This is a genomic window from Streptomyces sp. NPDC086777 (genome assembly GCF_040702065.1).
Lineage (GTDB): Bacteria > Actinomycetota > Actinomycetes > Streptomycetales > Streptomycetaceae > Streptomyces.
This window is the reverse complement of record NZ_JBFBJI010000001.1, coordinates 191529-215545: the sequence shown is the minus strand read 5'-3', so window position 1 is coordinate 215545 and position 24017 is coordinate 191529. Positions and strand designations below refer to the sequence as shown.

Genomic DNA, 24017 nt, shown 5'->3' with positions numbered 1-24017 from the left:
CGGCCGTCGTGGCTGGTCGCGCAGTTCCTCCCCCAGCCTTCGGCCGGGGGCACCCCCAGCGCCTCTTTGGGGCGCTGTCCCCGCGCCCCTGCGGGGTGTCGCTTTGGGGCGCTGCCCCGTGTTTCTTCGGGGTGCCGGGGCTGTGGGGTGTTGTGCGGGGGCCGGTAAAGTTTTGGCCATGCGTGATCTCGGGGTGGGGTTCGGTTATCTGCTCAAGGGCCAGCGGTGGGTCGGCCGGCACGGCCGGCAGTACGGGTTCGGTCTGCTGCCCGGCCTGATCACCCTGGTTCTCTACGCGGCGGCCCTGGTCGCCCTCGCGATATGGGGAGCGGACGTCGTCGCCTGGGCCACCCCGTTCGCCGACGACTGGTCCAGCCCCTGGCTCGGCCTCTTCCGCGGCTTGCTCACCGCCGTCCTGTTCGCCCTCGGCCTCCTGCTCGCCGTCCTCACCTTCACCGCGGTGACGCTGCTGGTCGGCCAGCCGTTCTACGAGAGCCTCTCCGAGAAGGTCGACGCGGACGTCTCGCCCGACGGCACCGCGCCGGGGTCCGGGCTGCCGTTCTGGCGCGAGCTGTGGATCTCCGCCCGGGACAGCCTGCGCATCCTGCTCCGGGCCGGCCTCTGGGGCGTCCTGCTCTTCGCCCTCGGCTTCCTGCCCTTCGTCGGGCAGACCGTCGTCCCGGTCATCGGCTTCTTCGTGACCGGTTTCTTCCTCACCGAGGAACTCGCCGCCGTCGCCCTCCAGCGCCGGGGCGTCGACCTGCGCGCCCGGCTCGCCCTGCTGCGCTCCCGCAAGACGCTGGTGTGGGGCTTCGGCACCCCGCTGGGCCTCGCCTTCCTGGTCCCGTTCGTCGCGGTGTTCCTGATGCCGGGCGCGGTGGCGGGCGCCACCCTCCTCGCCCGCGACCTGCTGGGCGAGGAGACGGCCGAGGAGGACGAGCGGACCGGCGAACCCGTCAGTTCCTGAACGACGCGTCCGCCGCCACGGTCACGATCGCCCGCACCTGGTCGATGATGTCCACCCGGTTCCGCACGAACTCCGGGTCGGTCACCTGCGTCGTGTTCCCGGCGCCGAACTGCAGCACCGGCGTGTGCACGTGCCCGCCGGGCAACGTGCCGTGCAGCCCGAGCCGGTCGCGCAGCAGCGTGGCCCGGTAGGCGATCTCGTTGGACAGGTAGTCCCCGCCGCCCCCGGCCCGCGCGCTGGACCCCGCGGTCGGCCCGTCCGCCCGGACGACCGGGTCGGTGCCTCCCGCCGGGATCTCCGTCACCTCGGTGTGGTCGTACACCGGGAACCGCCCCGTGTCCGCCGCCGTGATCGCCGCGTACGGGAGGGTGGTGGTCGTCCACTGCGGCTGCGCGGCCGGGTCGGCGACCGGGACGGTCCCGGTCCGGCTCACGTTCTCGTTGTCGGGGAACCCGCCCCGCCAGGCGCCGTTCGTCCGCTCCACGTCGAACCGCCCGACCCGCCCCTGGCTCACGGTCGTGAACAGGTCCACCTCCGGCAGGTACGGCCGCAGCGTCCGCTCCACGGTCCCGGCCGCGAAGTCGTCCCACCGCACCGGGAACACGGCCGTCTCCACCCGCGCGGGCCCCTCGTCGGTCTCGATCACGGTCCCGTCGAGGGCCAGCGCGCTCGCCCCGGACGGGTTGGAGATCCGGATGTCCCGGTCCAGGGTGAACGGGTCGAACCCGGTGACGAGGATCCGCCGCAGGCCCTTGCCGGGGTAGCGGATGTCCGTCTGCCCGCGCGAGGTCCGCTCCAGCAGGTCCAGCAGCGCGGCCCGCTGCCGCTCGCTCACCGCGAACCCCGGCTGCCAGGTGCGCACCTGTCGCGTCATCCCGAGCCGCGCCCAGTACAGCGGCCGGTCGTCGTCCCGGCTCAGGTCACCCCCGGTGGGCCCGCGCCCCTGCGCCCGGTCCACGGCCCGCCGCCACAGCGCCGAGCCCTGCCGTGCCACGGCCCGCCGGGCCTGTGCGTAGGAGCGGGCGTGCTCCAGCGCCCGGGCGAACCCGGGTGTTACGGTCTCGAACCCGGACCGCCGGAGTATCTCCTGCGGCACCGGCTGGTCGAGCCGCTGTTCCTCGACGGTGGGGGAGGGGGCGGTGCCGGCGTGCGCGGCGGTGGGGACGAGCGCTCCGGCCAGCAGCACGATGCCGAGGACGCCGATCCGAACACGTGGGGAAGTCAAGGGAGTTGGCCTTCCGTCGCAGTGGGGTGCGTGGTGCCGATCGGGCGCAGTATCGCGTGTGGGCCGCGATGTGGTCTACACCATGGGCCGCCCGTCGAACCCGTGGGCGTTTGTGAAGGGTTCGTACGAGATCGCTGCGACGCGCCCGATGACCGGCCGGCCTCTCACAGCCGCGGCTAAGGTCGGAGCCGGGACGAGTCCCCCTTGAGCAGCCCCGGTCCGGGACCTGACCCCTGGACCGGGGCTTGCGTGTCACCCGACGGTGACGTCGGTGGGCGGCGTCAGTCCCGCACCCCGAAGCCGTACACCGTCGCCGAGCGGTAGGCCCCGCCCGGGTCCAGCCGAGTGCTCGGGAAGTCGGGGCGGTTGGGGGAGTCCGGGAAGTGCTGGGTCTCCAGGGCCACGCCGTCGCCGGGGGCGAAGGGGCCGGTCAGGTGCTCGGCGGTGTAGAGCTGGATGCCCGGCTCGGTGGTGGACACGGTGAGGGTGCGGCCGGACGCCGGGTCGTACAGCTCGGCGATCTCCACCGGAGTCTCCGTCACGCCCTTGTCCAGGACGAGGTTGTGGTCGTAGCCGGAGCCGATCTTGCGGGCCGTACGGAAGTCGAAGCGGGTGCCGGAGACGTCCGCGGGCATCCCCGCCGGAATGAGGTCGCCGTCCACGGGGGTGTAGCGCGAGGCGGCGATCCGCAGCTCGTGGCCGCCCGCGTGCCCGGATCCCGCCAGGTTGAAGTAGCTGTGGTTGGTGAGGTTCACGACGGTGGGCGCGTCGGTGACCGCCTCGTAGGAGATGTGCAGTGCCCCCGACTCGTCCAGCGTGTACGTCACGGCGACCGTCAGCCGCCCCGGGAACCCCTCCTCCCCGTGCGGACTCACCCGCGACAGCCGCACCCCGTGCTCGACCGCCGTCGCCTCCCACACCCGCTTGTCGAAACCGTGGGCGCCGCCGTGCAGGGAGTTGGGCGCGTTGTTCGGCTCCAGGGCGTAGGTCACGCCGTCCAGCGGGAAGCGGGCGTGCGCGATCCGGTTGGCGTACCGGCCGACCAGGGCGCCGAGGTAGGGTCCCGGGTTCTCCAGGTAGCCCTCCAGGCCGTCGAACCCCAGCACCACGTCCGCGGTCCGCCCGTCCCGGTCCGGGACCTCGGCCGACTGCACGATCCCGCCGTACGACAGCACCCGCACCCGGGTCCCCGCGCGCTCCAGGGTCCAGCGGTGCACCTCGGTACCGTCGGAAAGTGTGCCGAAAAGTTCGCTCATGGGGAAACCCTAAGCCAAGGGTCTAGTCCACCGGACCCTTGGCGGTGACGGCCCGGTAGGCGATCGCGGCGAGCTTCGACTGGCCGTCGGTGCTCGGATGGAACCAGTCCCAGTGACTGAGCTGGTCGGTCCCGAACCGGTACGCGTACACCGCCCCGCCGTCGAACCGGCACCGCCGGTCCTTGGCGCAGACCTCCCGCAGCACCGTGTTGTAGTCCTCGACGCGCCGCTGCACCTTGTCCCGGCGCACGGTCGCCGCGCCGGTCAGGTCGTCCGCGTCGGAGAGCATGGACGGGCAGATGCCCAGCTTCCACACCTGCTTGCCCAGCGGGTTGGCCCGCCCCTCGGACCACAGCCGCTTCAGGTTCGGCACGCTCGCCACGTACACCTGCGTCTTCGGCAGCGCCCTGCGCAGGGTGGCCATCGCGTCCTCGAACCCGCTGCGGAAGTCGGCCACCGAGGTCATCGCCCGCACCGACGTGCGGCAGGCGTCGTTCGCCCCCACCATCACCGTCACCAACTGGGGCCTGCGCACCGCCGCGTCGGCCATCTGCGCCGGCAGGTCGGCCATCCGGGCGCCGGTCTGCGCGTAGTTCCAGCTGTGGTCGGCCGCCTGCGCCCGCCCCAGCAGCCGTACCGCGAGACTGTCCACCTGCTCGCTGGTGCCGGTCGCCCAGGACACCTCGGGGCAGTCCGAGAGGACCGTGCAGGCATCGAAACCGCGGGTGATGGAGTCGCCGACGGCCGCGATCGAGGCCGGGCTGCGGTCCCACACCTGCACGGCCTGGGGGGCCCGCGGCCTCTCGCTCCTCGTCGCGGCGGAGGAACCGCCCAGCACACCGCACCCGGCCACCCCCAGCGCGGCGGTGACGGCGACGGTGCCCGCCAGGGCACGCGAACGCCGGCGTCGCTGCTTGCGCATACCCCGTCGGTCCTCTCCGTCTGCCCGATCGTCCCCCGTAATGACAACGCACGGGAGTTCCCGCCCCGCGCCCTGCAACGGACCACCCCCGTACAAGCGTCCCCCTGGGTGAATGGCGGGGTTTCCTGGCTGTGGGACCGACGGTACGTCACACTCCTTGCGCCACCGCACGGTAGCCTCGCCATCAACGCGGCGGTCGTGTCACTGCCGCCGGCCAGCCAGCAAGATGTCCCGCTCAGCCCGGAGGTTCCGGTGACGACACGTGGAGTTCTGTACGTGCACTCCGCGCCCCGCGCGCTGTGCCCGCACGTCGAGTGGGCCGTCGCCGGGGTGCTCGGCACGCGCGTCAACCTCGACTGGATCCGCCAGCCGGCCGCGCCCGGCACCTGGCGCTCCGAGTTCTCCTGGCAGGGCGAGGTCGGCACGGCCTCCAAACTGGCGTCCGCGCTGCGCGGCTGGCACCTGCTCCGCTTCGAGGTCACCGCGGAGCCCTGCGCGAAGGCCGAGGGCGAGCGCTACAGCTGCACCCCCGACCTCGGCATCTTCCACGCGGTCACCGGAATCCACGGCGACATCCTCATCCCGGAGGACCGTCTGCGGGCCGCCCTGACCCGCTCACAGCGCGGGGAGACGGCCCTGGAGGCCGAGATCGCCAAGCTGCTCGGCAAGCCCTGGGACGACGAACTGGAGCCGTTCCGCTACGCGGGCGAGGGCGCCCCGGTCCGCTGGCTCCACCAGGTGGTCTGACGCCGGTTGCCGACTGCGGCGCCGTCGTGTCTTCTCGCTCAGTTCCCCGCGCCTCCCAATGGGGCGCACTGCAGCGCGCCTTTCTGTCGGGGGCGCGGGGAACTGCGCGACAAGCCCCCACCTGCGGTCAGCCGACGACGAAACGCGAAGTGGCCCGAACTCCGACAGGGAGTCCGGGCCACTCGCCGTTCACGGCGGGGAACCTCACACGGTCCTGAACGCCAGGACGACGTTGTGGCCGCCGAAGCCGAACGAGTCGTTCAGCGCGGCGATCCTGCCCTCGGGCAGCTGCCGGGCCTCGCCCCGCACCACGTCCGCGTTGACCTCGGGGTCGAGGTCGTCGAGGTTGATGGTCGGCGGCGCGGTCCGGTTCACCAGCGCCAGGATCGACGCGACGGTCTCGATGCCACCGGCACCACCCAGCAGGTGACCGGTCATCGACTTGGTCGCGGAGATCGCCATGTGGTCGACGTCGTCGCCGAACACCTTCCGCAGCGCCTTGATCTCGGCCACGTCACCCTGCGGCGTCGACGTCGCGTGCGCGTTCACGTGCACGATCTCGGCCGGCTTCAGATCCGTGTTGTCGAGCAGGTTCTGCAGCGCGTGCGCGATCCCGTTGCCCGACGGCTCCGGCTGCGTGATGTGGTGCGCGTCGGCCGAGATGCCCTGGCCGACCGCCTCCGCGTAGATCCGCGCCCCGCGCGCCTTCGCGTGCTCCTCGGACTCCAGGACGATCACGCCCGCGCCCTCGCCGAGGACGAAGCCGTCACGGCCGGAGTCGTAGGGACGCGACGCACCCTCGGGGTCGTCGTTGTTCTTGGACATCGCCATCATGTTGCCGAACGCGGCGATCGGCAGCGGGTGCACCGCGGCCTCCGTACCGCCGGCCACGACGACGTCCGCACGGCCGGTGCGGATCATCTCGATGGCGTACCCGATGGCCTCGGCGCCGGAGGCGCAGGCCGACACGGGCGTGTGCACACCGGCCCGCGCACCCAGCTCGATACCGACGTTGGCGGCCGGCGAGTTGGGCATCAGCATCGGCACGGTGTGCGGGGAGACACGGCGTACGCCCTTCTCCTTGAGCACGTCGTACTGGTCCAGCAGGGTCGTCACACCGCCGATGCCGGAGGCGATGACGGCGCCGACGCGGTCGGGGTTGGCGGACGCGTCCTCACCGGCCTTGGCGGTGAAACCGGCGTCCTTCCAGGCCTCCTTGGCGGCGATCAGCGCGAACTGCGCGGACCGGTCCAGCTTGCGGGCCTGCGGACGGGGGATGATCTCCCCCGGTTCGACGGCGATCTGCGCCGCGATACGGACGGGCAGCTCGGCCGCCCAGTCCTGCTCCAGGAGGCGGACGCCGGACTTGCCGGCGACCAGGGCCTCCCAGAACGAAGCTGCGTCGCCACCCAGCGGTGTGGTTGCGCCGATACCGGTGACGACCACGGTGCGATTGGTCGGGCTCACGGGAATTCTTTCTCCAACGGATACGGGATTCGACGGCGCCACCGCCGGGTGGCGGGGCATTGCAGCCAGAGGCTAGTTAACTGCCTCAGGCCTGGTGCTTGAGGATGTAGTCGGTCGCGTCGCCGACGGTCTTGAGGTTCTTGACGTCCTCGTCCGGGATCTTGACGTCGAAGCGCTCTTCAGCGGCGACGACGACCTCGACCATGGACAGCGAGTCGACGTCCAGGTCGTCGGTGAAGGACTTGTCCAGCTGGACGTCCTCAACCGGGATGCCGGCGATCTCGTTCACGATCTCGGCGAGACCTTCGACGATCTCTTCCTGAGTGGCGGCCATGTCAGGCGCTCCTTCTTAGATGTTCCAGACGGTTGCTGCGGTACTGCGGACGGCGACCCGTTCCGGATGCATGATCCGGCACGGAGTGCCTAGGGGAGGGTAACGACAGTGGCGGCGTAGACGAGACCCGCCCCGAACCCGATGACGAGTGCGGTGTCGCCGCTCTTCGCCTCACCGGTCGCCAGGAGCCGCTCCATCGCGAGCGGGATCGAGGCGGCCGAGGTGTTGCCGGTGGTGCGGATGTCACGGGCGACCGTGACGTGCTCCGGCAGCTTGAGAGTCTTCACCATCGAGTCGATGATCCGCACATTGGCCTGGTGCGGGATGAAGACGTCCAGGTCGTCCGCAGTGAGTCCGGCGGCGTCCAGCGCCTCCTTGGCGACCTTCGCCATCTCGAACACGGCCCAGCGGAACACCGCCTGGCCCTCCTGCGTGATCGCCGGGAACTTGATGTTGCCCTGGCTGTCGACCGGCAGCCCGGACCTGTCACCGAAGTGGAAACGGTCCCAGGGGACGGTCTGCTTGATGGTCTCCGACTTGTCGCCCTCGGAGCCCCACACCGTCGGGCCGATCGCCGGCTCCTGCGAGGGACCCACCACGACCGCGCCCGCGCCGTCGCCGAACAGGAAGGCGGTGGCCCGGTCCTCCAGGTCGGTGAGGTCGCTGAGCCGCTCCACGCCGATGACGAGCACGTACTCGGCGGAACCCTCCACCACCATGCCCTTGGCGAGCGTGAGGCCGTAGCCGAAGCCGGCGCAGCCCGCGGAGATGTCGAAGGCGGCGGCCTTGTTCGTGCCCAGCCTGTCGGCGATCTCGGTCGCGACGGCCGGGGTCTGGCTGAAGTGCGAGACGGTCGAGACGACCACGGCACCGATCTGCTCGGCGTCGATGCCGGCGTCCGCGATCGCCTTGCCGGAGGCCTCGATCGACATCGCGGCGACCGTCTCCTCGGGGCTCGCCCAGTGCCGGGTCTCGATGCCGGAGCGCGACCGGATCCACTCGTCGGAGGAGTCGATCGTCTCCAGGATCACCTCGTTGGGCACCACGCGGGTCGGGCGGTAGCCGCCGACACCGAGGATGCGCGCGTACGGAGCACCCTTGCTGGGCTTGATCTTCGACATCGCAATGGGCTCCTGATTCAGCTGTGCTCGGCGATGAGCTCGCGGGCCGCGTCGAGGTCGTCGGGGGTCTTCAGGGCCAGCGTCTTCACCCCGGGCAGGGCGCGCTTGGCCAGGCCGGTCAGGGTGCCGCCGGGGCACACCTCCAGGAGGGCGGTGACGCCGAGCTCCTTGAAGGTCTCCATGCACAGGTCCCAGCGGACCGGGTTGGCGACCTGGCCGACCAGGCGGTCCACGATCTCGGTGCCGGACGCGACGGCCTGGCCGTCCTTGTTGGAGACGTAGGTGAACTTCGGGTCCAGCGGCGCGAGTTCCCCGGCCGCCTCGGCCAGCCTCTCGACGGCGGGGCCCATGTGGTGCGTGTGGAAGGCGCCGGCGACCTTGAGGGCGACGACCTTGCGGACGCCCTCGGGCTTGTCCTCGTTCAGCGCCGCGAGCTGCTCCAGGGTGCCGGCGGCGACGATCTGCCCCGCGCCGTTGATGTTCGCGGGGGTCAGGCCGAGCTTCGCCAGGTGCGCCACGGAGACCTCCGGGTCGCCGCCGAGCAGCGCCGACATGCCGGTCTCGGTGATCGCGGCGGCCTCGGCCATCGCCAGGCCGCGCTTGCGCACCAGGCTCAGCGCGGCGGTGTCGTCCAGGACGCCCGCGAAGGCGGCGGCGGTGAACTCACCGACGCTGTGCCCGGCGACCGCGCCCGGCGCGATGCCGGCGATGTCACCGAGTGCCGCGCCGGAGACGAGTCCGGCGGCGACGAGCAGCGGCTGGGCGATCGCGGTGTCCCGGATCTCGTCCGCGTCGGCGTGCGTGCCGTAGTGCACCAGGTCGAGACCGATGGCGTCCGACCAGGCACGCAGACGGGCCTCGACACCGGGGAGGTCGAGCCAGGGGGTCAGGAAGCCAGGGGTCTGGGCGCCCTGGCCGGGAGCGACGAGTACGAGCACTCTCACACTCTCTCTTGGGGACGGCCACGGCCGCCCGTGGGGACAGGGACGAAGAACACGAGGGGGTTTTGTGGGCCCCCGACAAAATCCTATGACTGGGGATCTCCATCGACCAGACGCCCCAGGATCAGCGCGATCCGCAGTGTGAAGGCGGATCGTACATCGGACGGCGACCATCCGGTGACGTCAGTCACACGTCGGAGCCGGTAGCGCACGGTGTTCGGGTGGACGAAGAGCATCCGGGCCGCACCCTCCAGGCTGCTCGCCTGCTCCAGATATACGCTCAGCGTTTCCAGCAGCGCCGAACCGGCTTCTTCCAGCGGTCTGTAGATCTCCTCCACCAACTGCTCGCGCGCGCTCGGATCGCCCGCGATGGCGCGCTCCGGGAGCAGATCGTCCGCCAGCACCGGCCGCGGCGCGTCCTGCCAGGCGGAACAGGCCTTGAGTCCGGCGGCGGCGGCCTGCGCGGACCGGGTGGCCGCCAGCAGGTCCGGCACCACCGGCCCGGCGACGACCGGCCCCGCCGCGTACGGCCCGATCAGCGACTTGGCCACGGCCAGCGGATTGTCGTTGCCGCCCGCGATGACGACGAGGCGGTCCCCGAGCACCCCGGTCAGCACCTGCAGCTTGGCGTGCCGGGAGGCCCGCCGGATCGCCTCGACGGTCAGTTCGCTGTCCCCGTCGGGCGCCGTCCCGAGCACCACGCACACGTGGTCGGGCGAGTTCCAGCCGAGCGCCGCGGCCCTGCTCACCGCCCCCTCGTCGGCCTCCCCGCTGAGCACCGCGTTGACCACCAGCGACTCCAGCCGCGCGTCCCAGGCACCGCGTGCCTCGGCGGCCTGGGCGTAGACCTGGGCGGTGGCGAAGGCGATCTCGCGGGCGTACACGAGCAGCGCCTCGCGCAGCACGCTCTCGTCGCCCGGCGCCGCGACCTCGTCGATCGCGCTCTCCATGACCTCGATCGTGGTCCGCACCATCTCCACGGTCTGCCGCAGCGTGATCGCCCGGGTCAGCTCCCGCGGCGCGGTCCCGAACACGTCTGTCGAGATCGCCTGCGGGGCGTCCGGGTGCCGGAACCACTCGGTGAAGGCCGCGATGCCCGCCTGGGCGACGAGCCCGATCCAGGACCGGTTCTCCGGGGGCATGGCCCGGTACCACGGCAGGGTCTCGTCCATGCGCGCGATGGCCTGGGCGGCGAGGCTGCCGGACGACTTCTCCAGCCGCTTCAGGGTCGGGGAGTGCGGATGGGCCTGACGAGCCGAGGGGTCGGGCTTGCTGGTTACGGGTTCGGGCACGGGGACAAGACTGCCTTATCCGGACGGGAGCCTGCGCCGCCGGGTGCCGACTGCGGTCTACGGTGGTCCCGTGATGGACGTCAGGCGCGCCGCGGAGCGCTACCCGGGAGGCGACCCGGCAACCGGCATCGAGTCGCGGCACGCCTTCTCCTTCGGCCCCCACTACGACCCCGGCAACCTGCGCTTCGGGGCGGTCATCGCCTGCAACGAGGAGCGGCTGGCGCCGGGCGCCGGCTTCGACGAGCATCCGCACAGCCACACCGAGATCGTGACGTGGGTGGTCGAGGGCGAGCTCACGCACCGCGACTCGGCAGGGCACGAGACGGTGGTGCGCCACGGGGACGTCCAGCGCCTCAGCGCGGCGGGCGGCGTCCGCCACGTGGAGCGCAACGACGGCACCGGCCCGCTGGCCTTCGTCCAGATGTGGCTGGCCCCGGTGCGGCCCGGCGGTGCCCCGTCCTACGACATCGTCCGCGGCATCGCCGACTCCACCCCGTACGCGGTCCCGGAGGCCGGCGCGATGCTGCACGTCCGCCGGCTGGGGACGGGGGAGCGGACGGCGGTGCCGGACGGGGCGTACGTGTACGTGCACGTGGTGCGGGGGGATGTACGGCTGGACGGGGAGGTGTTGGGGCCGGGGGACTCCGTACGGGTCACCGACGCGAAGGACTTGGAGGCGTCGGGGATCACGGACGCGGAGTTTCTGCTGTGGGAGATGACGGGGTAGCGACGGTCGTCGAGGAACCGCGGCCTGGACGACGTGCTCATGCTGGTCTGCGACGGGCTGAAGGGACTTCCCGAGGCCGTGGAGATCGTGTGGCCTCGCACGATCGTCCAGACGTGCGTGGCTCACCTGCTGCGGAACTCGTTCCGTCACGCCGCCCGTCAGGACTGGGGCAACGTCGTCAAGGCCCTCAAGCCCGTCTACACCGCGCCCAGCGAGGACGCGGCGAGGGAGCGCTTCCTGGAGTTCCAAGAAGCGTGGGGAGGCAAGTATCCGGCGATCGTGAGGCTGTGGTCGGACGCCTGGGCCGAGTTCGTGCCCTTCCTCTCCTTCGACGTCGAGATCCGCAAGGTCATCTGCACCACGAACGCGATCGAGAGCGTCAACGCCCGCATCCGCAGGGCCGTTCGGGCCCGCGGTCACTTCCCCAACGAGGCCGCCGCCCTCAAGTGCAACGCGTTCCAGGTCGCCTTTGACGGCCGCCTGACCCCGAGCAACAACTGACCACCAACAACCAAGACCAGCCGTTAAATTGACACACCCGCCGGCCAGCTGCGTACCGTGCGCGTGCGCCCACTCCACCAGCGTCGGCAGGCCCGGCCGGCACCGGATCGGCCGCGTACCACGACACCTCCCGCGCCCGGGTCGCACCAATACACCTGCCACCGCGCCAACGGACCCAACGGACCCAACGGACCCAACGGACCGGCTTCCACCTCAAGTTCATCGATCATCAACGAGTGAACACACGGATACCCACAGTCACAGGGTCCCGGCAGCCGGAACGCTGCCAGGACCCGTAGTGCGGCGGGGCTGAAGGTCAGCCGAGGCGGAACTGCTGGTGCGGCTGGTCGCCGCCGGGCCACTGGACCAGTTCGGCGCTGTTGTCGGTGCTCTCACCGTTCACCGACAGGAACAGGCCGCTGTTGCGGTTCTGGAGCGCGAAGTAGCCGTTGTCCTTCTGGACCAGACGCCACTCCTGGTGCGGCTTGGTCTCCCACTGCCACTGAACGATCCGCGTGCCGTTGGCGGTGCTCTCGCCGTTCACCGACATGGCCTTCTGGCTGTGCACGGCGCGTACCACGTAGTACTCGCCGGTGGTCGCCTCAAGGTTCCACTTCTGGTGGTCCTTGTTCTGGAAGACGTACTGGATGACCTCCGCGCCGTTGTCCGTCTTCTCACCATTGACCGACACGGCCTTGTCACTGTGACGGGCGATCAGCGCCGCGGTGAACACAGCAGCCATAGACATTCCTCTCCCGGAGAGCCGGCCCAACGCCGGCAGGAGGCCCACTGACCGGGACCATGCCTTCACAATGGCGACTGCATCGGCTCCTGTGCCGGCCTGACAGCACCAAACCCCTCTTATGAAGGCTGCGGGATCGAACCCAGCTCCAGGGGGCGCGGGTGTGCGCCGGGGGCCCGTTGGGTGACAGCCGCTGACCGGTCTCGTGTCGCCGGACGAGGACGGCGATCACAGCGATCCTGGTGTTCACCGCCGTCGACCGCCTTGCCGGCGACCCGCGCCCCGACGGCGCGTTCGGCAGCGCGGACCTGATGAGCCTCCACGTCGGCCGCTACCGGGTGCTGCACGAGATCCATGACCGGCAAGTACGGGTGAATGTGATCCATCTCGGACGCGTGCGCTGACAGCGAACGGCACCGGAAGGGGGCCCCACCCCGGCCCCGCCGACGTCAGCCGCGCGGCTCCGCCAGCACCGCGTCCGTGAACGGCGGCCACGCCTCGATCGCCCACGGGCCGAACGCCCTGTCGGTCAGCGCGACGCACGCCATCCCCGCGTCCGGGTCCACCCACAGGAACGTGCCCGTCTGCCCGAAGTGCCCGAACGTCCGCGGCGAGGATGAAGCCCCCGTCCAGTGGGGCGACTTGGAGTCGCGGATCTCGTAGCCCAGCCCCCAGTCGTTCGGGTTCTGGTGCCCGTATCCCGGCAGCACGCCCTTCGTGCCCGGGTACTGCACGCTCAGCGTCGCCTCCGCCACCGTCCGCGGGTCCAGCAGCCGCGGCGCCTGCAGCTCGGCCGCGAAGCGGAGCAGGTCGGAGACCGAGGACACGCCGTCCTTCGCCGGCGACCCGTCCAGCGACGTCGACGTCATGCCGAGCGGCTCCAGCACCGCCTGCCGGGCGTACTCCACGAACGGCATCTCCGTCGCCTTGGCGACATGATCCCCGAGCACCTCGAACCCGGCGTTCGAGTACAGCCGCCGCTCCCCGGGCGGGGCCATGACCTGGTGCTCGTCGAAGGCCAGCCCTGAGGTGTGCGCGAGCAGGTGCCGTACCGTCGCCCCCGTCGGACCCGCCGGCTCGTCGAGCTCGACCGCCCCCTCCTCGTAGGCGACGAGGACCGCGTACGCGGCGAGTGGCTTGGTCACGGAGGCCAGCTGGAAGCGGTGTCCGACCGGCCCATGGGTCCCGAGGACCGTCCCGTCGGCACGTACGACGCCCGCCGCGGCGGTGGGGACGGGCCAGTTCTCGATCGACGCGAGACTGTTCAAGGACATGCTCACGACCCTATGCGGCTCAGAGCCGCAGCATCATCGCGGGGTCCGGCTTGTGGACGAAGCCGAGCGCGGCGTAGAGCGGCTCGGCCTCCGCGGACGCGGTCAGCATGACCTGCCCCGCACCCCGCTCACGGAACCAGGCCAGCAGCTCCTCCATGCACGCGCGCGCGTACCCGCGCCGCCGGGCGTCCGGGTCGGTCGCCACGCTGAACACGTATCCGGAGCGGCCGTGCGGGCTGCCCGCCTTGCCGATCCGGTAGTCGACGGTCCCGGCGACCAGCGCGGCCAGCGCCCCCGGCCGGTCCGGATGGTCGACGACGAACGCGGCGAAGTCCCCGTCCGGCTCGCCCAGCCTCTCCTCCAGCGCCGGCCGCGCCTGGGCGTGCCATCCTGTGGAGCTGTCCCCGCCGGGCAGCGCGTCGATCATCACCTGGCGCAGACGCAGCACTTCCGCGGCGTCCTCGGCCGTGGCACGGCGTACGAGACTCATGCCCCGCACGCTAGTCACCGTCCGGCCCGCCCGTCGCGGATATTTCTTACCGGGTACCACTTGCTTCGAGTGCACTCCAAGGTCATAGCGTGGGCGTATGACGGTGATGCACACCACGACCGCGGCCCCCACCCGGCAGTCCGACCGCGCGCCCGCCGACATCTGTTCCGCCCCACCCCGGCGGCATCCGCGACCCGAGGGCCAGGACCGTTACACGATCAGCGAGGTCGTCGCCTTCACCGGCCTGACCGCCCACACCCTGCGCTGGTACGAACGGATCGGCCTGATGTCCAGCATCGACCGCTCCCACACCGGCCAGCGCCGCTACAGCAACCGCGACCTGGACTGGCTCGACTTCGTGACCAAGCTCCGTCTGACCGGCATGCCGGTGGCCGACATGGTCCGCTACGCGGAACTGGTGAGGGAGGGCGAGACGACCTACCCCGAGCGCCGTGAACTCCTGGAGCAGACGAGAAGGGACGTCGTGGCCCGCATCGCGGAACTCCACGACACCCTGTCGGTCCTGGACCGGAAGATCAGCTTCTACGAGACCGGCGGCAACTGAAACGCGCCCTGCCAGGGGCGCTGGGGGGTGCCCCCGGCCGAAGGCTGGGGGAGGAACTGTGTGAGCAACCCCCACCGGCCGGCAGCCGAACAACCGCCCCTCACAACTCCGCCAGCAACTCCGCCTTCTTCGCGGCGAACTCCTCGTCGGTCACCAGCCCCGCCTGATGCAGCTCCCCAAGATGCCGAATCCGCTCGGCGATGTCGGCGGGGTCCCGCCGCCCCGCCTGCACCGGCACCACACCGGCCCCCTTGGCCCGCAGGGCCTCCAGCACCGCGGCCGCGAACGGCAACGACTCGTGCACCGGGCCGTACCCCAGCCCGAACACCACGGCCGCCGGGTCCTGGTCGGCCGGAACCCTCGGCGTCGCCCCGAGGAGGTCCCGCCGCAGCAGTCGCAGGTGCCCCTCGAAGACCTCGGGGGACCGCCACTGCACACCCCCGAGGTCGGCGATGGCGAAGCTCTGGTCGCCGGCCTTCCACTTCGCCGTGGACGCGCCCGTCCACGACCACCGGAAGTGCACGGCCTTGCCGTCGAAGCTCGCCTTCCCGTCGTACGCCTTGAACTGCCGGGGCCCCTCGGGGGCGGCGACCAGAAATCTCTCGGCCGGTCCGGACCCGGTGAGCAGCGGTCGCAGTTCGTCGGCGTAGTACTCGGCGAGGGTCGCCCGCTCGGCGGGGACCACCAGGCGGTAGGGGTCGCTGCCGTCCTTCAGCTGCCCGGCCGCCGCCTCCAGCAGGGGGTCGGCACCGGGGCGCGGTTCGGCCTTCAGTACGACCGTGCCCCGCTTGCCGGGCGTGAGGGTCACGCCCTCCAGCGCGGCCAGCGGCACCCGTCGCTCACCCAGGCTCTGGAACAGCTTGGGTGTTCGAATTCCTCGTTCGTAGCGGATGAGCACGGAGTCGGACTCGAACTCCCAGGCGGCATGAAATCCGGCCAGTACGTCACCCATGCGGCTCATCGTATGCGGCACGTGCTTCCCAGTCCCATCCCCGCGCATACCGCACTTCCTGCTGTCTCTACGCGCGTCCGGCCATCAACGTGCCGGACAAACCCGCCCGGCACCCGTCATCGTCGTGGGCGCAGGTCACCGCGCCGTATGCGCCGATCCCGACGTCCGCGAGGTTGCGCAGGCTGTCCGTGCCCGGCTCGAAGTAGCCGGCGTGTCCCTGCGCGTCGTGCGCCGACAGCACCCGGGCGCCGAAGGCGGAGGAGACGGGGTCGGCGCCGTGGCCGAGCCCGCCGAGCTCCAGGTAGGGGACGTCCTGGATCCAGTCGGTGGCGTCCCGCATCGCCCACACCCGGGCCGAGGTGCCCAGGTGGGAGGCGCTCTCGACGCGCATCCCGGGGCTCGCGGCCACCGCTATGTCGGCCACCCGGTCCGGCATGGAGTGCGCGCCGACCCCGCAGACCACCGAGCCGTAGCTGTGACAGAACATCGACACGGGCGCGTCTCCGGGCAGCGCGCGCAGCAGCGCGTTGAGGCGTACGGCGCCCTGCTGGGCGGCCGTGCCGGTCGCGGCGCCCACGCCGAGCCCGTCGGGCGCGGTGTAGTCGGCCCAGGCGATCACCGCCGTACGGGTCACGGGACTCGCCGTGCGCTCCGCCCGGTACAGCGCCTTGGCCATGCCGACCGGCGCGCTGTACGGGCGGTTCGTCTTCTGGAAGGTGAGCAGGTCGGTGTCGACGCCGGGGACGACGACGGAGATCCGCTCGGCCTTCGTGAGGTCGCCGAACACCTCGGCGACCCGGCCGCTGCCGTCCGGGTCGAAGGCGAGGATCTGCCGGCCCTTCGCCATCAGCGCCTCGTAGCGGTGCATGCGACGGCCGGCGTCCTGCTGTCCGGCCGCGCTGAGCCGTGGGTCGTGCATGCGTTTCTTCTCGACGGCGCGCTGCTGGTCGAGGGCGATGTCGTTGGCGCGGTAGCGCAGTTGGACCGGGGCGCCGTTCATGTTGCCCACGGCGAGCGGGTACCGGTGCACGAGCCGGTCGCGCTCCTGCGCGGTGAGCGAGGTGAAGAACCGGGTGAGGAGCGCGGGCGACGCCTCCGGGTCCGGCAGGTGCAGGCCGTGGACGCTGCCGCGCTCCCACTTGGCGAGGGAGGTCTGCAGGGCGGTGGTCTCGCGGTGCGTGCGCAGAGCGGTCCAGCCGGTGGTCGCGAGCATCACGAACACGACGGCCAGGGCAAGCAGTGCGCGCCAGACGTTGAGGGGCGGGGAGGTGTCGAAGGAAGTCACTGGGAGGACACACTAGGAGAACGAAGGGGTCTCGCGTTAACTGAGTGACTGTTATCACGTTTCGGCAAACGTGAGGCCTGTCTCAGGCCCGCATGACGGAGTGTCAGGCCTCTCGCCAGTTCCCGGTCAGCGCCGGCCCCACCTGATCCAGGTAGGAGGCGGTGAGCTCGCGGATCGCCGTGATGCTGAAGTCGGCGCCCACCGACCAGTGCCGCTCGGTGACCCGGATGACCGCGCCGAACACGGCGACCAGGAGCCGGGGCCGGGGATCGGTTGCCGGGTCGACGCCCTCCCGTCCGGCGACGATCCGCGCGATCTCCTCCTCCGTCTCCGCCTGGCGCCGCAGATGCGCGGCGAACAGGACCGGGGTCGCCTCGATCATCTTGTACGTGCGCAGGAACAGCTCGACCGGCACGTACCGCTCGATCGCCTCCTCGATGGTGTCCCAGCTGTCCATGACCGACCGGCGCAGCGCCTCCAGCGGGGGCTCCTCGGGCGGGCGGCGGCGCACCGCCTCGGCGTAGTGCTCCTCGGTCAGCCGCGGCACGAAGAAGGCCACGTCCTCCTTGCTCGCGAAGTAACGGAAGAAGGTGCGCTGCGAGACGTCGACGGACGCGGCGATCTCGTCGACGGTGGTGTGTTCGTAGCCCTGGGCCACGAACAGTTCGAGTGCGGACCGCAGCAGCATGTCCCGGGTGCGCTGTTTCTTGCGTTCGCGCAGCGTTTCCATGTCTGACAGTTACTGACTAGTGAATTTGTTTGTCAACTGTCAGTGGCTGTCACTAGCCTCGAACGCATGACTAGTCAGACCACGATCGACACGGCGGGGTCGGGGGACAAGGCAGCAGCAGCCCTGCCGGAGCAGCCGCCGGCCGCCGGCCTGCGCGGTCACCCCTGGTTCACCCTGATAACCGTCGCCGTCGGGGTCATGATGGTCGCCCTCGACGGCACCATCGTGGCCATCGCCAATCCTGCGATCCAGAAGGACCTGGGCGCCACCTTCGCCCAGGTCCAGTGGATCACCAACGGCTACTTCCTGGCCCTCGCGGTCTCCCTGATCACCGCGGGCAAGCTCGGCGACCGCTTCGGCCACCGGCAGACGTTCCTGATCGGCGTCGTCGGCTTCGCCGCGGCCTCCGGGGCCATCGGCCTCTCCGGCAGCATCGGCCTGGTCGTCACCTTCCGGGTCTTCCAGGGCCTGTTCGGCGCGCTCCTGATGCCGGCCGCGCTCGGCCTGCTGCGGGCCACCTTCCCGGCCGAGAAGCTCAACATGGCGATCGGCATCTGGGGCATGGTCATCGGCGCCTCCACCGCGGGCGGCCCGATCCTCGGCGGTGTGCTGGTCCAGCACGTCAGCTGGCAGTCGGTGTTCTTCATCAACGTGCCGGTCGGCGCGATCGCCCTGATCCTCGGCGTGGTGATGCTGCTCGACCACCGCGCGCAGAACGCGCCCCGCTCCTTCGACCTGCTCGGCATCGGCCTGCTCTCCGGCGCCATGTTCTGCCTGGTCTGGGCGCTCATCAAGGCGCCGAGCTGGGGCTGGGGCGACGGCAAGACGTGGACCTTCGTCGCCGCGTCGGTGCTGGGCTTCGCCCTCTTCTCCTTCTGGGAGACGCGGGTCAAGGAGCCGCTGATCCCGCTCGGCCTGTTCCGCTCGGTTCCGCTCTCGGCGGGCGTCGTGCTCATGGTCCTGATGGCCATCGCCTTCATGGGCGGTCTGTTCTTCGTGACCTTCTATCTGCAGAACGTGCACGGGATGGACCCGGTCGACGCCGGCCTCCACCTCCTTCCGCTCACCGGCATGATGATCGTCGGCTCCCCGCTGGCCGGCGCGGCGATCACCAAGCTCGGCCCGCGGATCCCGCTGGCCGGCGGCATGGCGGCCACCGCGATCGCCATGTACGGCATGTCCACGCTGAAGGCGGACACCGGCAGCGCCCTCATGTCCCTCTGGTTCGCGCTGCTCGGTCTCGGCCTCGCGCCGGTCATGGTCGGCGCCACCGAGGTCATCGTCGGCAACGCGCCGATGGAGCTGTCCGGCGTGGCCGGCGGTCTCCAGCAGGCCGCGATGCAGATCGGCGGCAGCCTCGGTACGGCCGTGCTCGGCGCCGTGATGGCCTCCAAGGTCGACAGCGACCTGCCCGGCAACTGGGCCGACGCGGGCCTGCCGAAGCTGACCGACGCGCAGCTGGCGCAGGCCTCGGAAGCCGTCCAGGTCGGTGTCGCGCCGGTCGCCAAGGGCACGCCCGCGGAGATCGCCGCGAAGATCTCCGACGTCGCCCACGACACGTTCATCTCCGGCATGAGCCTCGCCTCGCTCGTCGCGTCCGGGGTGGCGGCGGTCGCGATCCTGGTCGCGCTGTTCACCAAGCGCGGCGAGAACGCGGGCGCCGACGCGGGCGTGGGTCACATCTAGCGCAACGCGCCGGGCCGATATGTCCGGTTTCCGGGGGTGGAGTTCACCTATCAGGGTGAGTCCGCTAAAGATTCCTCGCCCCCGGCACGCGCCGCAGGTCACAGTGGGTCAAGTCCTCCGCAGGGCATGGGGGGACGGGCTGGCCGCGGCGCGCTGCTGGAGGGGGGCAGCGCGCGGGCAGGTCTGCGGGCACGGAACAGGGGTACCCGGTCATCAAGCCGAACAGGTCACGGAGACCGAGGAGTTGATGATGGCGAGCTTCGGGCAGCGAACCCGCGGGTACCCCCGTTCACGTGGCCGCACAGGTCCACGGACCGGGCTGGACCGCGACACGCTGGGCATCGTCGGCACGATCTGTGCCGTCGCCGGCTTCTTCACGCTGGGGATCGTGCTGGGGCCTGCGGCGCTGGTGTGCGGGTGGCTCTCGATGGGCCGGGCATGGAACCCGAAGAGTTCGATACCGGCGCTGGTGGCGGTGGTGCTGGGGGCGATCGACACACTGCTGGCACTGCTGTGGCTGGGTGGCGTATCGCCGCTGTAGTCCACGGCTGGGTGGGGGCTGGTTGCGCGGTTCCCTGCGGCTGGGTGGGGGCTGGTCGCGCAGTTCCTCCCCCAGCCTTCGGCGGGGGTACCCCCAGCGCCCCTTACGGGGCGCTGCACTCGCGCCGGCCTCCCGGCTGCGGGCAGCCCGATCGCCTTCCTAGCTGCGGGCAGTCGTGCCGCTGGGGCGATGGGGGTCCCCCCGCTCGAGCGAAGCCGAGAGTGGGGGAGGGTGGGCGCAGCGGCAGCCGGCCAGTGCCGGTGAGCGCAACGCCGTCACCTCAGCCCTGAGCGCCCGTACCTCCTCGGTCAGCAGCGCGATCGCCTCCGTCTGCCGGCGCTCCTCCACGTCGTCCTTCTCGAACCGGGCGATGAACCACGTCGCGATGTTCGCCGTCACCACACCCAGCAGGGCGATCCCGGAGAGCATCAGGCCCACCGCGATCATCCGGCCCAGCCCGGTCGTCGGGGCATGGTCCCCGTACCCCACCGTCGTCATCGTCGTGAACGACCACCACAGGGCGTCACCCAGCGTCCGGATGTTCCCGTTCGGCGAGTCGCGTTCCACCGACAGGACGGCCAGCGAGCCGAACATGAGCAGGCCGATGACCGCGCCGACGACGTACGTCGTCAGCCGGATCTGCGAGGCCATCCGGGCCCGCCGCCCCACCAGCATCAGCGTCGCGACCAGCCGCAGCAGCCGCAACGGCTGGAGCAGCGGCAGCACCACCGCGCACAGGTCTATCCAGTGCGTCCGCACGAACTCCCTGCGGCGGGGCGCGAGCGCGAGCCGTATCAGGTAGTCCACGGCGAAGGAGCCCCACACCACCCACTCCGCCACCGTGCACGCGGCGGTGAGGACATGCCCCGCGGAACCGTCCACGATCGGCAGCGCGTAGGCGACGGCGAAGGCCACCGCGAGCGCCAGCAACGGCCGTTGGGTGACCTGCTCCCAACGGGCCTGTGCGGGCTGTTCCTTCATGTGCGCATCGTAGGCATCAACCGCGCCCCGAAGGGGCGAGGGGAACTGCGCGACCGGCCCCCACCGGCCCGCAGTTGCCCACCGGCCTCCTCACGGAGCGCTACGCGTCGCCGCCCGCCGTGCCCGGGTGCGCCGCGCTGACGTCCAGCAGCTGGTACCGGTCGATGGCCTGCTTGAGCACCGAACGGTCGAGCTTCCCCTCGCGGGCCAGCTCGGTCAGCACCGCGACCACGATCGACTGCGCGTCGATGTGGAAGAACCGGCGCGCCGCGCCCCGCGTGTCGGCGAAGCCGAACCCGTCGGCGCCCAGCGACTGGTACGTGCCCGGCACCCAGCGCGCGATCTGGTCCGGAACCGAGCGCATCCAGTCGGACACGGCCACGAACGGACCCTCGGCGCCGCTCAGCTTCTGCGTCACCCACGGCACCCGCTGCTCCTCCTCCGGGTGCAGCAGGTTGTGCTGCTCGCAGGCCACGGCCTCGCGGCGCAGCTCGTTCCAGGAGGTCGCGGACCAGACGTCGGCCTTCACGTTCCAGTCCTCGGCGAGGATCCGCTGGGCCTCGATCGCCCACGGGACCGCCACGCCCGACGCCATGATCTGCGCCGGGACCGTGCCCGCCGTGCCCGCGCTGATCCGGTGGACGCCCTTGAGGATGCCCTCGACGTCGACGTCGGCCGGCTCGGCCGGGTGCTGGATCGGCTCGTTGTAGACGGTCAGGTAGTAGAAGACGTCCTCGCCGTGCGGGTGCTCGGCGTCACCGCCGTACATGCGGCGCAGGCCGTCCTGGACGATGTGGGCGATCTCGTACGAGTACGCCGGGTCGTAGGCCACGCAGCCGGGGTTCGTCGAGGCGAGCAGCTGGGAGTGGCCGTCGGCGTGCTGGAGGCCCTCACCGGTCAGGGTCGTACGACCGGCGGTCGCACCCAGGACGAAACCGCGCGCCAGCTGGTCGGCCATCTGCCAGAACTGGTCGCCGGTGCGCTGGAAACCGAACATCGAGTAGAAGACGTAGACCGGGATGAGCGGCTCGCCGTGCGTGGCGTAGGCCGAGCCGGCCGCGATCAGGGAGGCCGTGCAGCCGGCCTCGGAGATGCCGTCGTGCAGCATCTGGCCGGTCGGGGACTCCTTGTAGGCGAGCAGCAGGTCGCGGTCGACCGCCTCGTACTGCTGACCGAGCGGGTTGTAGATCTTCGCGCTCGGGAAGAAGGAGTCCATGCCGAAGGTGCGGTACTCGTCCGGTGCGATCAGCACGAAGCGGCGGCCGATCTCCTTGTCCCGCATGAGGTCCTTGAGGAGACGGACGAAGGCCATCGTCGTCGCGATGGACTGCTGGCCCGTGCCCTTCTTCACGGTCGCGTACGTCTTGTCGTCCGGCAGCGCGAGCGGCTCGGAGCGTACGACGCGGGTCGGGACGTAGCCGCCGAGGCCCTTGCGCCGGTCGTGCATGTACTGGATCTCCTCCGAGTTCCGGCCCGGGTGGTAGTACGGCGGCAGGCCGGACTCCAGCTCCCGGTCGGAGATCGGCAGGTGCAGGCGGTCCCGGAAGCCCTTGAGGTCGGCGACCGTCAGCTTCTTCATCTGGTGCGTGGCGTTGCGGCCCTCGAAGTTCGGGCCCAGGGTCCAGCCCTTGATCGTCTTGGCCAGGATGACCGTCGGCTGGCCCCGGTGCTCGGTGGCCGCCTTGAACGCGGCGTAGATCTTGCGGTGGTCGTGGCCGCCGCGGCCCAGGTGCAGGATCTGGTCGTCGGTCATGTTCGCGACCATCGCGCGCAGCCGCTGGTCGTCGCCGAAGAAGTGGTCGCGGATGTAGGCACCGGACTCGGTGGCGTAGGTCTGGAACTGGCCGTCGGGGGTCGTGTTCATCTTGTTGACCAGTACGCCGTCGCGGTCCTGGGCGAGCAGCGGGTCCCAGGTACGGTCCCAGACCAGCTTGATCACGTTCCAGCCGGCGCCCCGGAAGACCGACTCCAGCTCCTGGATGATCTTGCCGTTGCCCCGCACCGGGCCGTCGAGCCGCTGCAGGTTGCAGTTGACGACGAAGGTCAGGTTGTCCAGGCCCTCGCGGGCGGCGATGGAGAGCTGGCCGAGCGACTCCGGCTCGTCCATCTCGCCGTCGCCGAGGAACGCCCAGACGTGCGACTTCGAGGTGTCGGCGATCCCGCGCGCGTGCATGTAGCGGTTCATCCGCGCCTGGTAGATCGCGCCGATCGGCCCAAGGCCCATCGACACCGTGGGGAACTCCCAGAAGTCCGGCATGGAGCGCGGGTGCGGGTAGCTGGAGAGGCCGTCCGGGTACTTCGACTTCTCCTGGCGGAAGCCGTCCAGCTGCGCCTCGCTGAGCCGGTCGAGCAGGAACGCGCGCGCGTAGATGCCGGGCGAGGCGTGCCCCTGGAAGAAGACCTGGTCGCCGCCGAGGCCGTCGTCCTTGCCGCGGAAGAAGTGGTTGAAGCCGACGTCGTAGAGGGAGGCCGAGGAGGCGAAGGTGGCGATGTGACCGCCGACGCCGATGCCCGGGCGCTGGGCGCGGGAGACCATCACCGCGGCGTTCCAGCGGGTCGCGTTCAGGATCTTGCGCTCGATCTCCTCGTTGCCCGGGAAGAACGGCTCGGCCCGGGTCGGGATCGTGTTGACGTAGTCCGTGCTGCGCATCTCGGGCACCGCGACGCGCCGCTCGCGGGCGCGCTCGATCAGGCGGAGCATCAGATAACGGGCCCGCTCCCGGCCGCGCTCGTCCACGGCGGCGTCGAGCGAGTCGAGCCACTCCTGGGTTTCCTCGGGGTCGAAGTCAGGAACCTGACTCGGAAGGCCGCCAATGATGATCGGGTTGCGATCGGATCCGGAAGCCACGCTGTTCCTTACCTGTCAGAGGGGCACTGATTCCCTGTTTTTCCCTGCATTCCCTGCGTCTTGCCTGCGCCGCTGTCCATCGTCCACCCCGGGGCAGCGCACGTCATCTCTACCGTGAGGTAACTCGGGACCGGCCAAAACGCAACGATACGCCCGGGGTGTGACGCGCTTGGCAAACTCGTTCGACCGTCGTATGTGAGGATGATTCCGAAAGGGACATAGCGGGCAAAAGGGAGTGGTATGTGTCACACCCATCCGCGGTACGGTGCCGGGAGTTGCGGCGACACGGCCGGGATCGTCACCGTTTCGGCGGTCTGGACGGCCGGGTACTTGCGCGATCCGTCCCGCCCGTGTGGACTACGGCCAATGCTTCGCGCACGCGCGTGGCTGAGTTCATCACCAAGACATGATCAGGAGGCAACC

The 24017-nt window shown here is 70.7% G+C and carries 23 protein-coding genes and 1 pseudogene; 8 read left to right on the top strand and 16 right to left on the bottom strand.

Features of this window, described 5'->3' with window-relative positions:
* The first annotated feature begins 178 nt into the window (after positions 1–178).
* Complete coding sequence (locus AB0472_RS01005) at positions 179–967, top strand: EI24 domain-containing protein (protein ID WP_366352212.1); 789 nt, start codon at positions 179–181, stop codon at positions 965–967.
* On the opposite strand, the gene AB0472_RS01000 is transcribed toward AB0472_RS01005, so the two are convergent.
* The 3 genes from AB0472_RS01000 to AB0472_RS00990 all read right to left on the bottom strand — a co-directional run bounded on the left by AB0472_RS01000 (position 957) and on the right by AB0472_RS00990 (position 4370).
* Positions 957–2192, bottom strand: coding sequence for a pyroglutamyl peptidase (locus AB0472_RS01000; protein WP_366352210.1), 1236 nt, complete (start codon positions 2190–2192; stop codon positions 957–959). The two genes, AB0472_RS01005 and AB0472_RS01000, sit on opposite strands and share 11 nt — an antisense overlap.
* Positions 2193–2473: 281 nt before the next feature.
* A complete protein-coding gene (locus tag AB0472_RS00995; protein ID WP_366352208.1) occupies positions 2474–3448 on the bottom strand; it encodes an aldose epimerase family protein in 975 nt (324 codons plus the stop codon).
* 22 nt (positions 3449–3470) lie between these two features.
* Positions 3471–4370, bottom strand: a complete 900-nt coding sequence (locus tag AB0472_RS00990) for an SGNH/GDSL hydrolase family protein (RefSeq protein ID WP_366352206.1) — start codon at positions 4368–4370, stop codon at positions 3471–3473.
* Between the two features lie 252 nt (positions 4371–4622).
* On the opposite strand from AB0472_RS00990, the gene AB0472_RS00985 reads away from it, so the two are divergent.
* The gene (locus tag AB0472_RS00985; protein ID WP_093503479.1) at positions 4623–5117 is read left to right on the top strand and encodes a DUF3145 domain-containing protein; all 495 of its coding nucleotides are present in this window, start codon (positions 4623–4625) and stop codon (positions 5115–5117) included.
* Between the two features lie 204 nt (positions 5118–5321).
* Here AB0472_RS00985 and fabF read toward each other — a convergent pair whose 3' ends face one another.
* The 5 genes from fabF to fasR form a co-directional block, all read right to left on the bottom strand.
* Entirely contained in the window at positions 5322–6584 is a 1263-nt protein-coding gene (gene fabF, locus AB0472_RS00980; protein WP_366352204.1) for a beta-ketoacyl-ACP synthase II, read from the bottom strand.
* An 85-nt stretch (positions 6585–6669) separates the two neighbouring features.
* Positions 6670–6918, bottom strand: coding sequence for an acyl carrier protein (locus AB0472_RS00975; protein ID WP_046425089.1), 249 nt, complete (start codon positions 6916–6918; stop codon positions 6670–6672).
* An 89-nt stretch (positions 6919–7007) separates the two neighbouring features.
* Positions 7008–8039 carry a ketoacyl-ACP synthase III gene (locus AB0472_RS00970; RefSeq protein ID WP_366352202.1) on the bottom strand — a complete coding sequence of 344 codons (1032 nt, stop codon included), beginning with the start codon at positions 8037–8039 and terminating at the stop codon, positions 7008–7010.
* A 17-nt stretch (positions 8040–8056) separates the two neighbouring features.
* A complete protein-coding gene (locus tag AB0472_RS00965; protein ID WP_366352200.1) occupies positions 8057–8977 on the bottom strand; it encodes an ACP S-malonyltransferase in 921 nt (306 codons plus the stop codon).
* Between the two features lie 89 nt (positions 8978–9066).
* The gene (gene fasR, locus AB0472_RS00960) at positions 9067–10272 is read right to left on the bottom strand and encodes a fatty acid biosynthesis transcriptional regulator FasR (protein WP_366352199.1); all 1206 of its coding nucleotides are present in this window, start codon (positions 10270–10272) and stop codon (positions 9067–9069) included.
* 73 nt (positions 10273–10345) lie between these two features.
* Between fasR and AB0472_RS00955 the strand changes: the two genes are divergently transcribed.
* Positions 10346–10999, top strand: coding sequence for a pirin family protein (locus AB0472_RS00955; RefSeq protein WP_366352688.1), 654 nt, complete (start codon positions 10346–10348; stop codon positions 10997–10999).
* A 12-nt stretch (positions 11000–11011) separates the two neighbouring features.
* Positions 11012–11500: pseudogene (locus tag AB0472_RS00950) on the top strand (transposase); the annotation flags it as partial.
* Between the two features lie 316 nt (positions 11501–11816).
* Here the strand turns inward: AB0472_RS00950 and AB0472_RS00945 are convergent.
* Entirely contained in the window at positions 11817–12242 is a 426-nt protein-coding gene (locus AB0472_RS00945; RefSeq protein WP_366352197.1) for an RICIN domain-containing protein, read from the bottom strand.
* Positions 12243–12484: 242 nt separating this feature from the next.
* Between AB0472_RS00945 and AB0472_RS00940 the strand changes: the two genes are divergently transcribed.
* Positions 12485–12646 carry a hypothetical protein gene (locus AB0472_RS00940; protein ID WP_366352196.1) on the top strand — a complete coding sequence of 54 codons (162 nt, stop codon included), beginning with the start codon at positions 12485–12487 and terminating at the stop codon, positions 12644–12646.
* Positions 12647–12691: 45 nt separating this feature from the next.
* Here AB0472_RS00940 and AB0472_RS00935 read toward each other — a convergent pair whose 3' ends face one another.
* Together AB0472_RS00935 and AB0472_RS00930 are read right to left on the bottom strand one after the other, a co-directional pair.
* Positions 12692–13516 carry a serine hydrolase domain-containing protein gene (locus AB0472_RS00935; protein ID WP_366352195.1) on the bottom strand — a complete coding sequence of 275 codons (825 nt, stop codon included), beginning with the start codon at positions 13514–13516 and terminating at the stop codon, positions 12692–12694.
* A 19-nt stretch (positions 13517–13535) separates the two neighbouring features.
* Positions 13536–14006: an N-acetyltransferase gene (locus tag AB0472_RS00930; protein ID WP_366352193.1), complete on the bottom strand. Its 471-nt coding sequence runs from the start codon at positions 14004–14006 to the stop codon at positions 13536–13538.
* A gap of 97 nt (positions 14007–14103) precedes the next feature.
* Between AB0472_RS00930 and AB0472_RS00925 the strand changes: the two genes are divergently transcribed.
* Positions 14104–14571 (top strand): MerR family transcriptional regulator, encoded by a 468-nt coding sequence (locus tag AB0472_RS00925; RefSeq protein WP_366352191.1) that lies wholly within the window; start codon positions 14104–14106, stop codon positions 14569–14571.
* A 100-nt stretch (positions 14572–14671) separates the two neighbouring features.
* Here AB0472_RS00925 and AB0472_RS00920 read toward each other — a convergent pair whose 3' ends face one another.
* The 3 genes from AB0472_RS00920 to AB0472_RS00910 form a co-directional block, all read right to left on the bottom strand.
* The gene (locus tag AB0472_RS00920; RefSeq protein WP_366352189.1) at positions 14672–15523 is read right to left on the bottom strand and encodes a DUF4429 domain-containing protein; all 852 of its coding nucleotides are present in this window, start codon (positions 15521–15523) and stop codon (positions 14672–14674) included.
* Positions 15524–15590: 67 nt separating this feature from the next.
* Positions 15591–16808 (bottom strand): alpha/beta hydrolase, encoded by a 1218-nt coding sequence (locus AB0472_RS00915; RefSeq protein WP_366352188.1) that lies wholly within the window; start codon positions 16806–16808, stop codon positions 15591–15593.
* Positions 16809–16911: 103 nt separating this feature from the next.
* Positions 16912–17538: a TetR family transcriptional regulator gene (locus AB0472_RS00910; protein WP_366352186.1), complete on the bottom strand. Its 627-nt coding sequence runs from the start codon at positions 17536–17538 to the stop codon at positions 16912–16914.
* A 66-nt stretch (positions 17539–17604) separates the two neighbouring features.
* Between AB0472_RS00910 and AB0472_RS00905 the strand changes: the two genes are divergently transcribed.
* Both AB0472_RS00905 and AB0472_RS00900 read left to right on the top strand, forming a co-directional pair.
* Entirely contained in the window at positions 17605–19224 is a 1620-nt protein-coding gene (locus AB0472_RS00905) for an MFS transporter (protein WP_366352184.1), read from the top strand.
* A 247-nt stretch (positions 19225–19471) separates the two neighbouring features.
* Entirely contained in the window at positions 19472–19765 is a 294-nt protein-coding gene (locus AB0472_RS00900) for a small hydrophobic protein (RefSeq protein WP_366352183.1), read from the top strand.
* 159 nt (positions 19766–19924) lie between these two features.
* Here AB0472_RS00900 and AB0472_RS00895 read toward each other — a convergent pair whose 3' ends face one another.
* Together AB0472_RS00895 and aceE are read right to left on the bottom strand one after the other, a co-directional pair.
* Positions 19925–20746 carry a potassium channel family protein gene (locus AB0472_RS00895; protein ID WP_366352181.1) on the bottom strand — a complete coding sequence of 274 codons (822 nt, stop codon included), beginning with the start codon at positions 20744–20746 and terminating at the stop codon, positions 19925–19927.
* A gap of 100 nt (positions 20747–20846) precedes the next feature.
* Positions 20847–23594 carry a pyruvate dehydrogenase (acetyl-transferring), homodimeric type gene (aceE, locus tag AB0472_RS00890; protein ID WP_366352179.1) on the bottom strand — a complete coding sequence of 916 codons (2748 nt, stop codon included), beginning with the start codon at positions 23592–23594 and terminating at the stop codon, positions 20847–20849.
* Positions 23595–24017 lie beyond the last annotated feature (423 nt).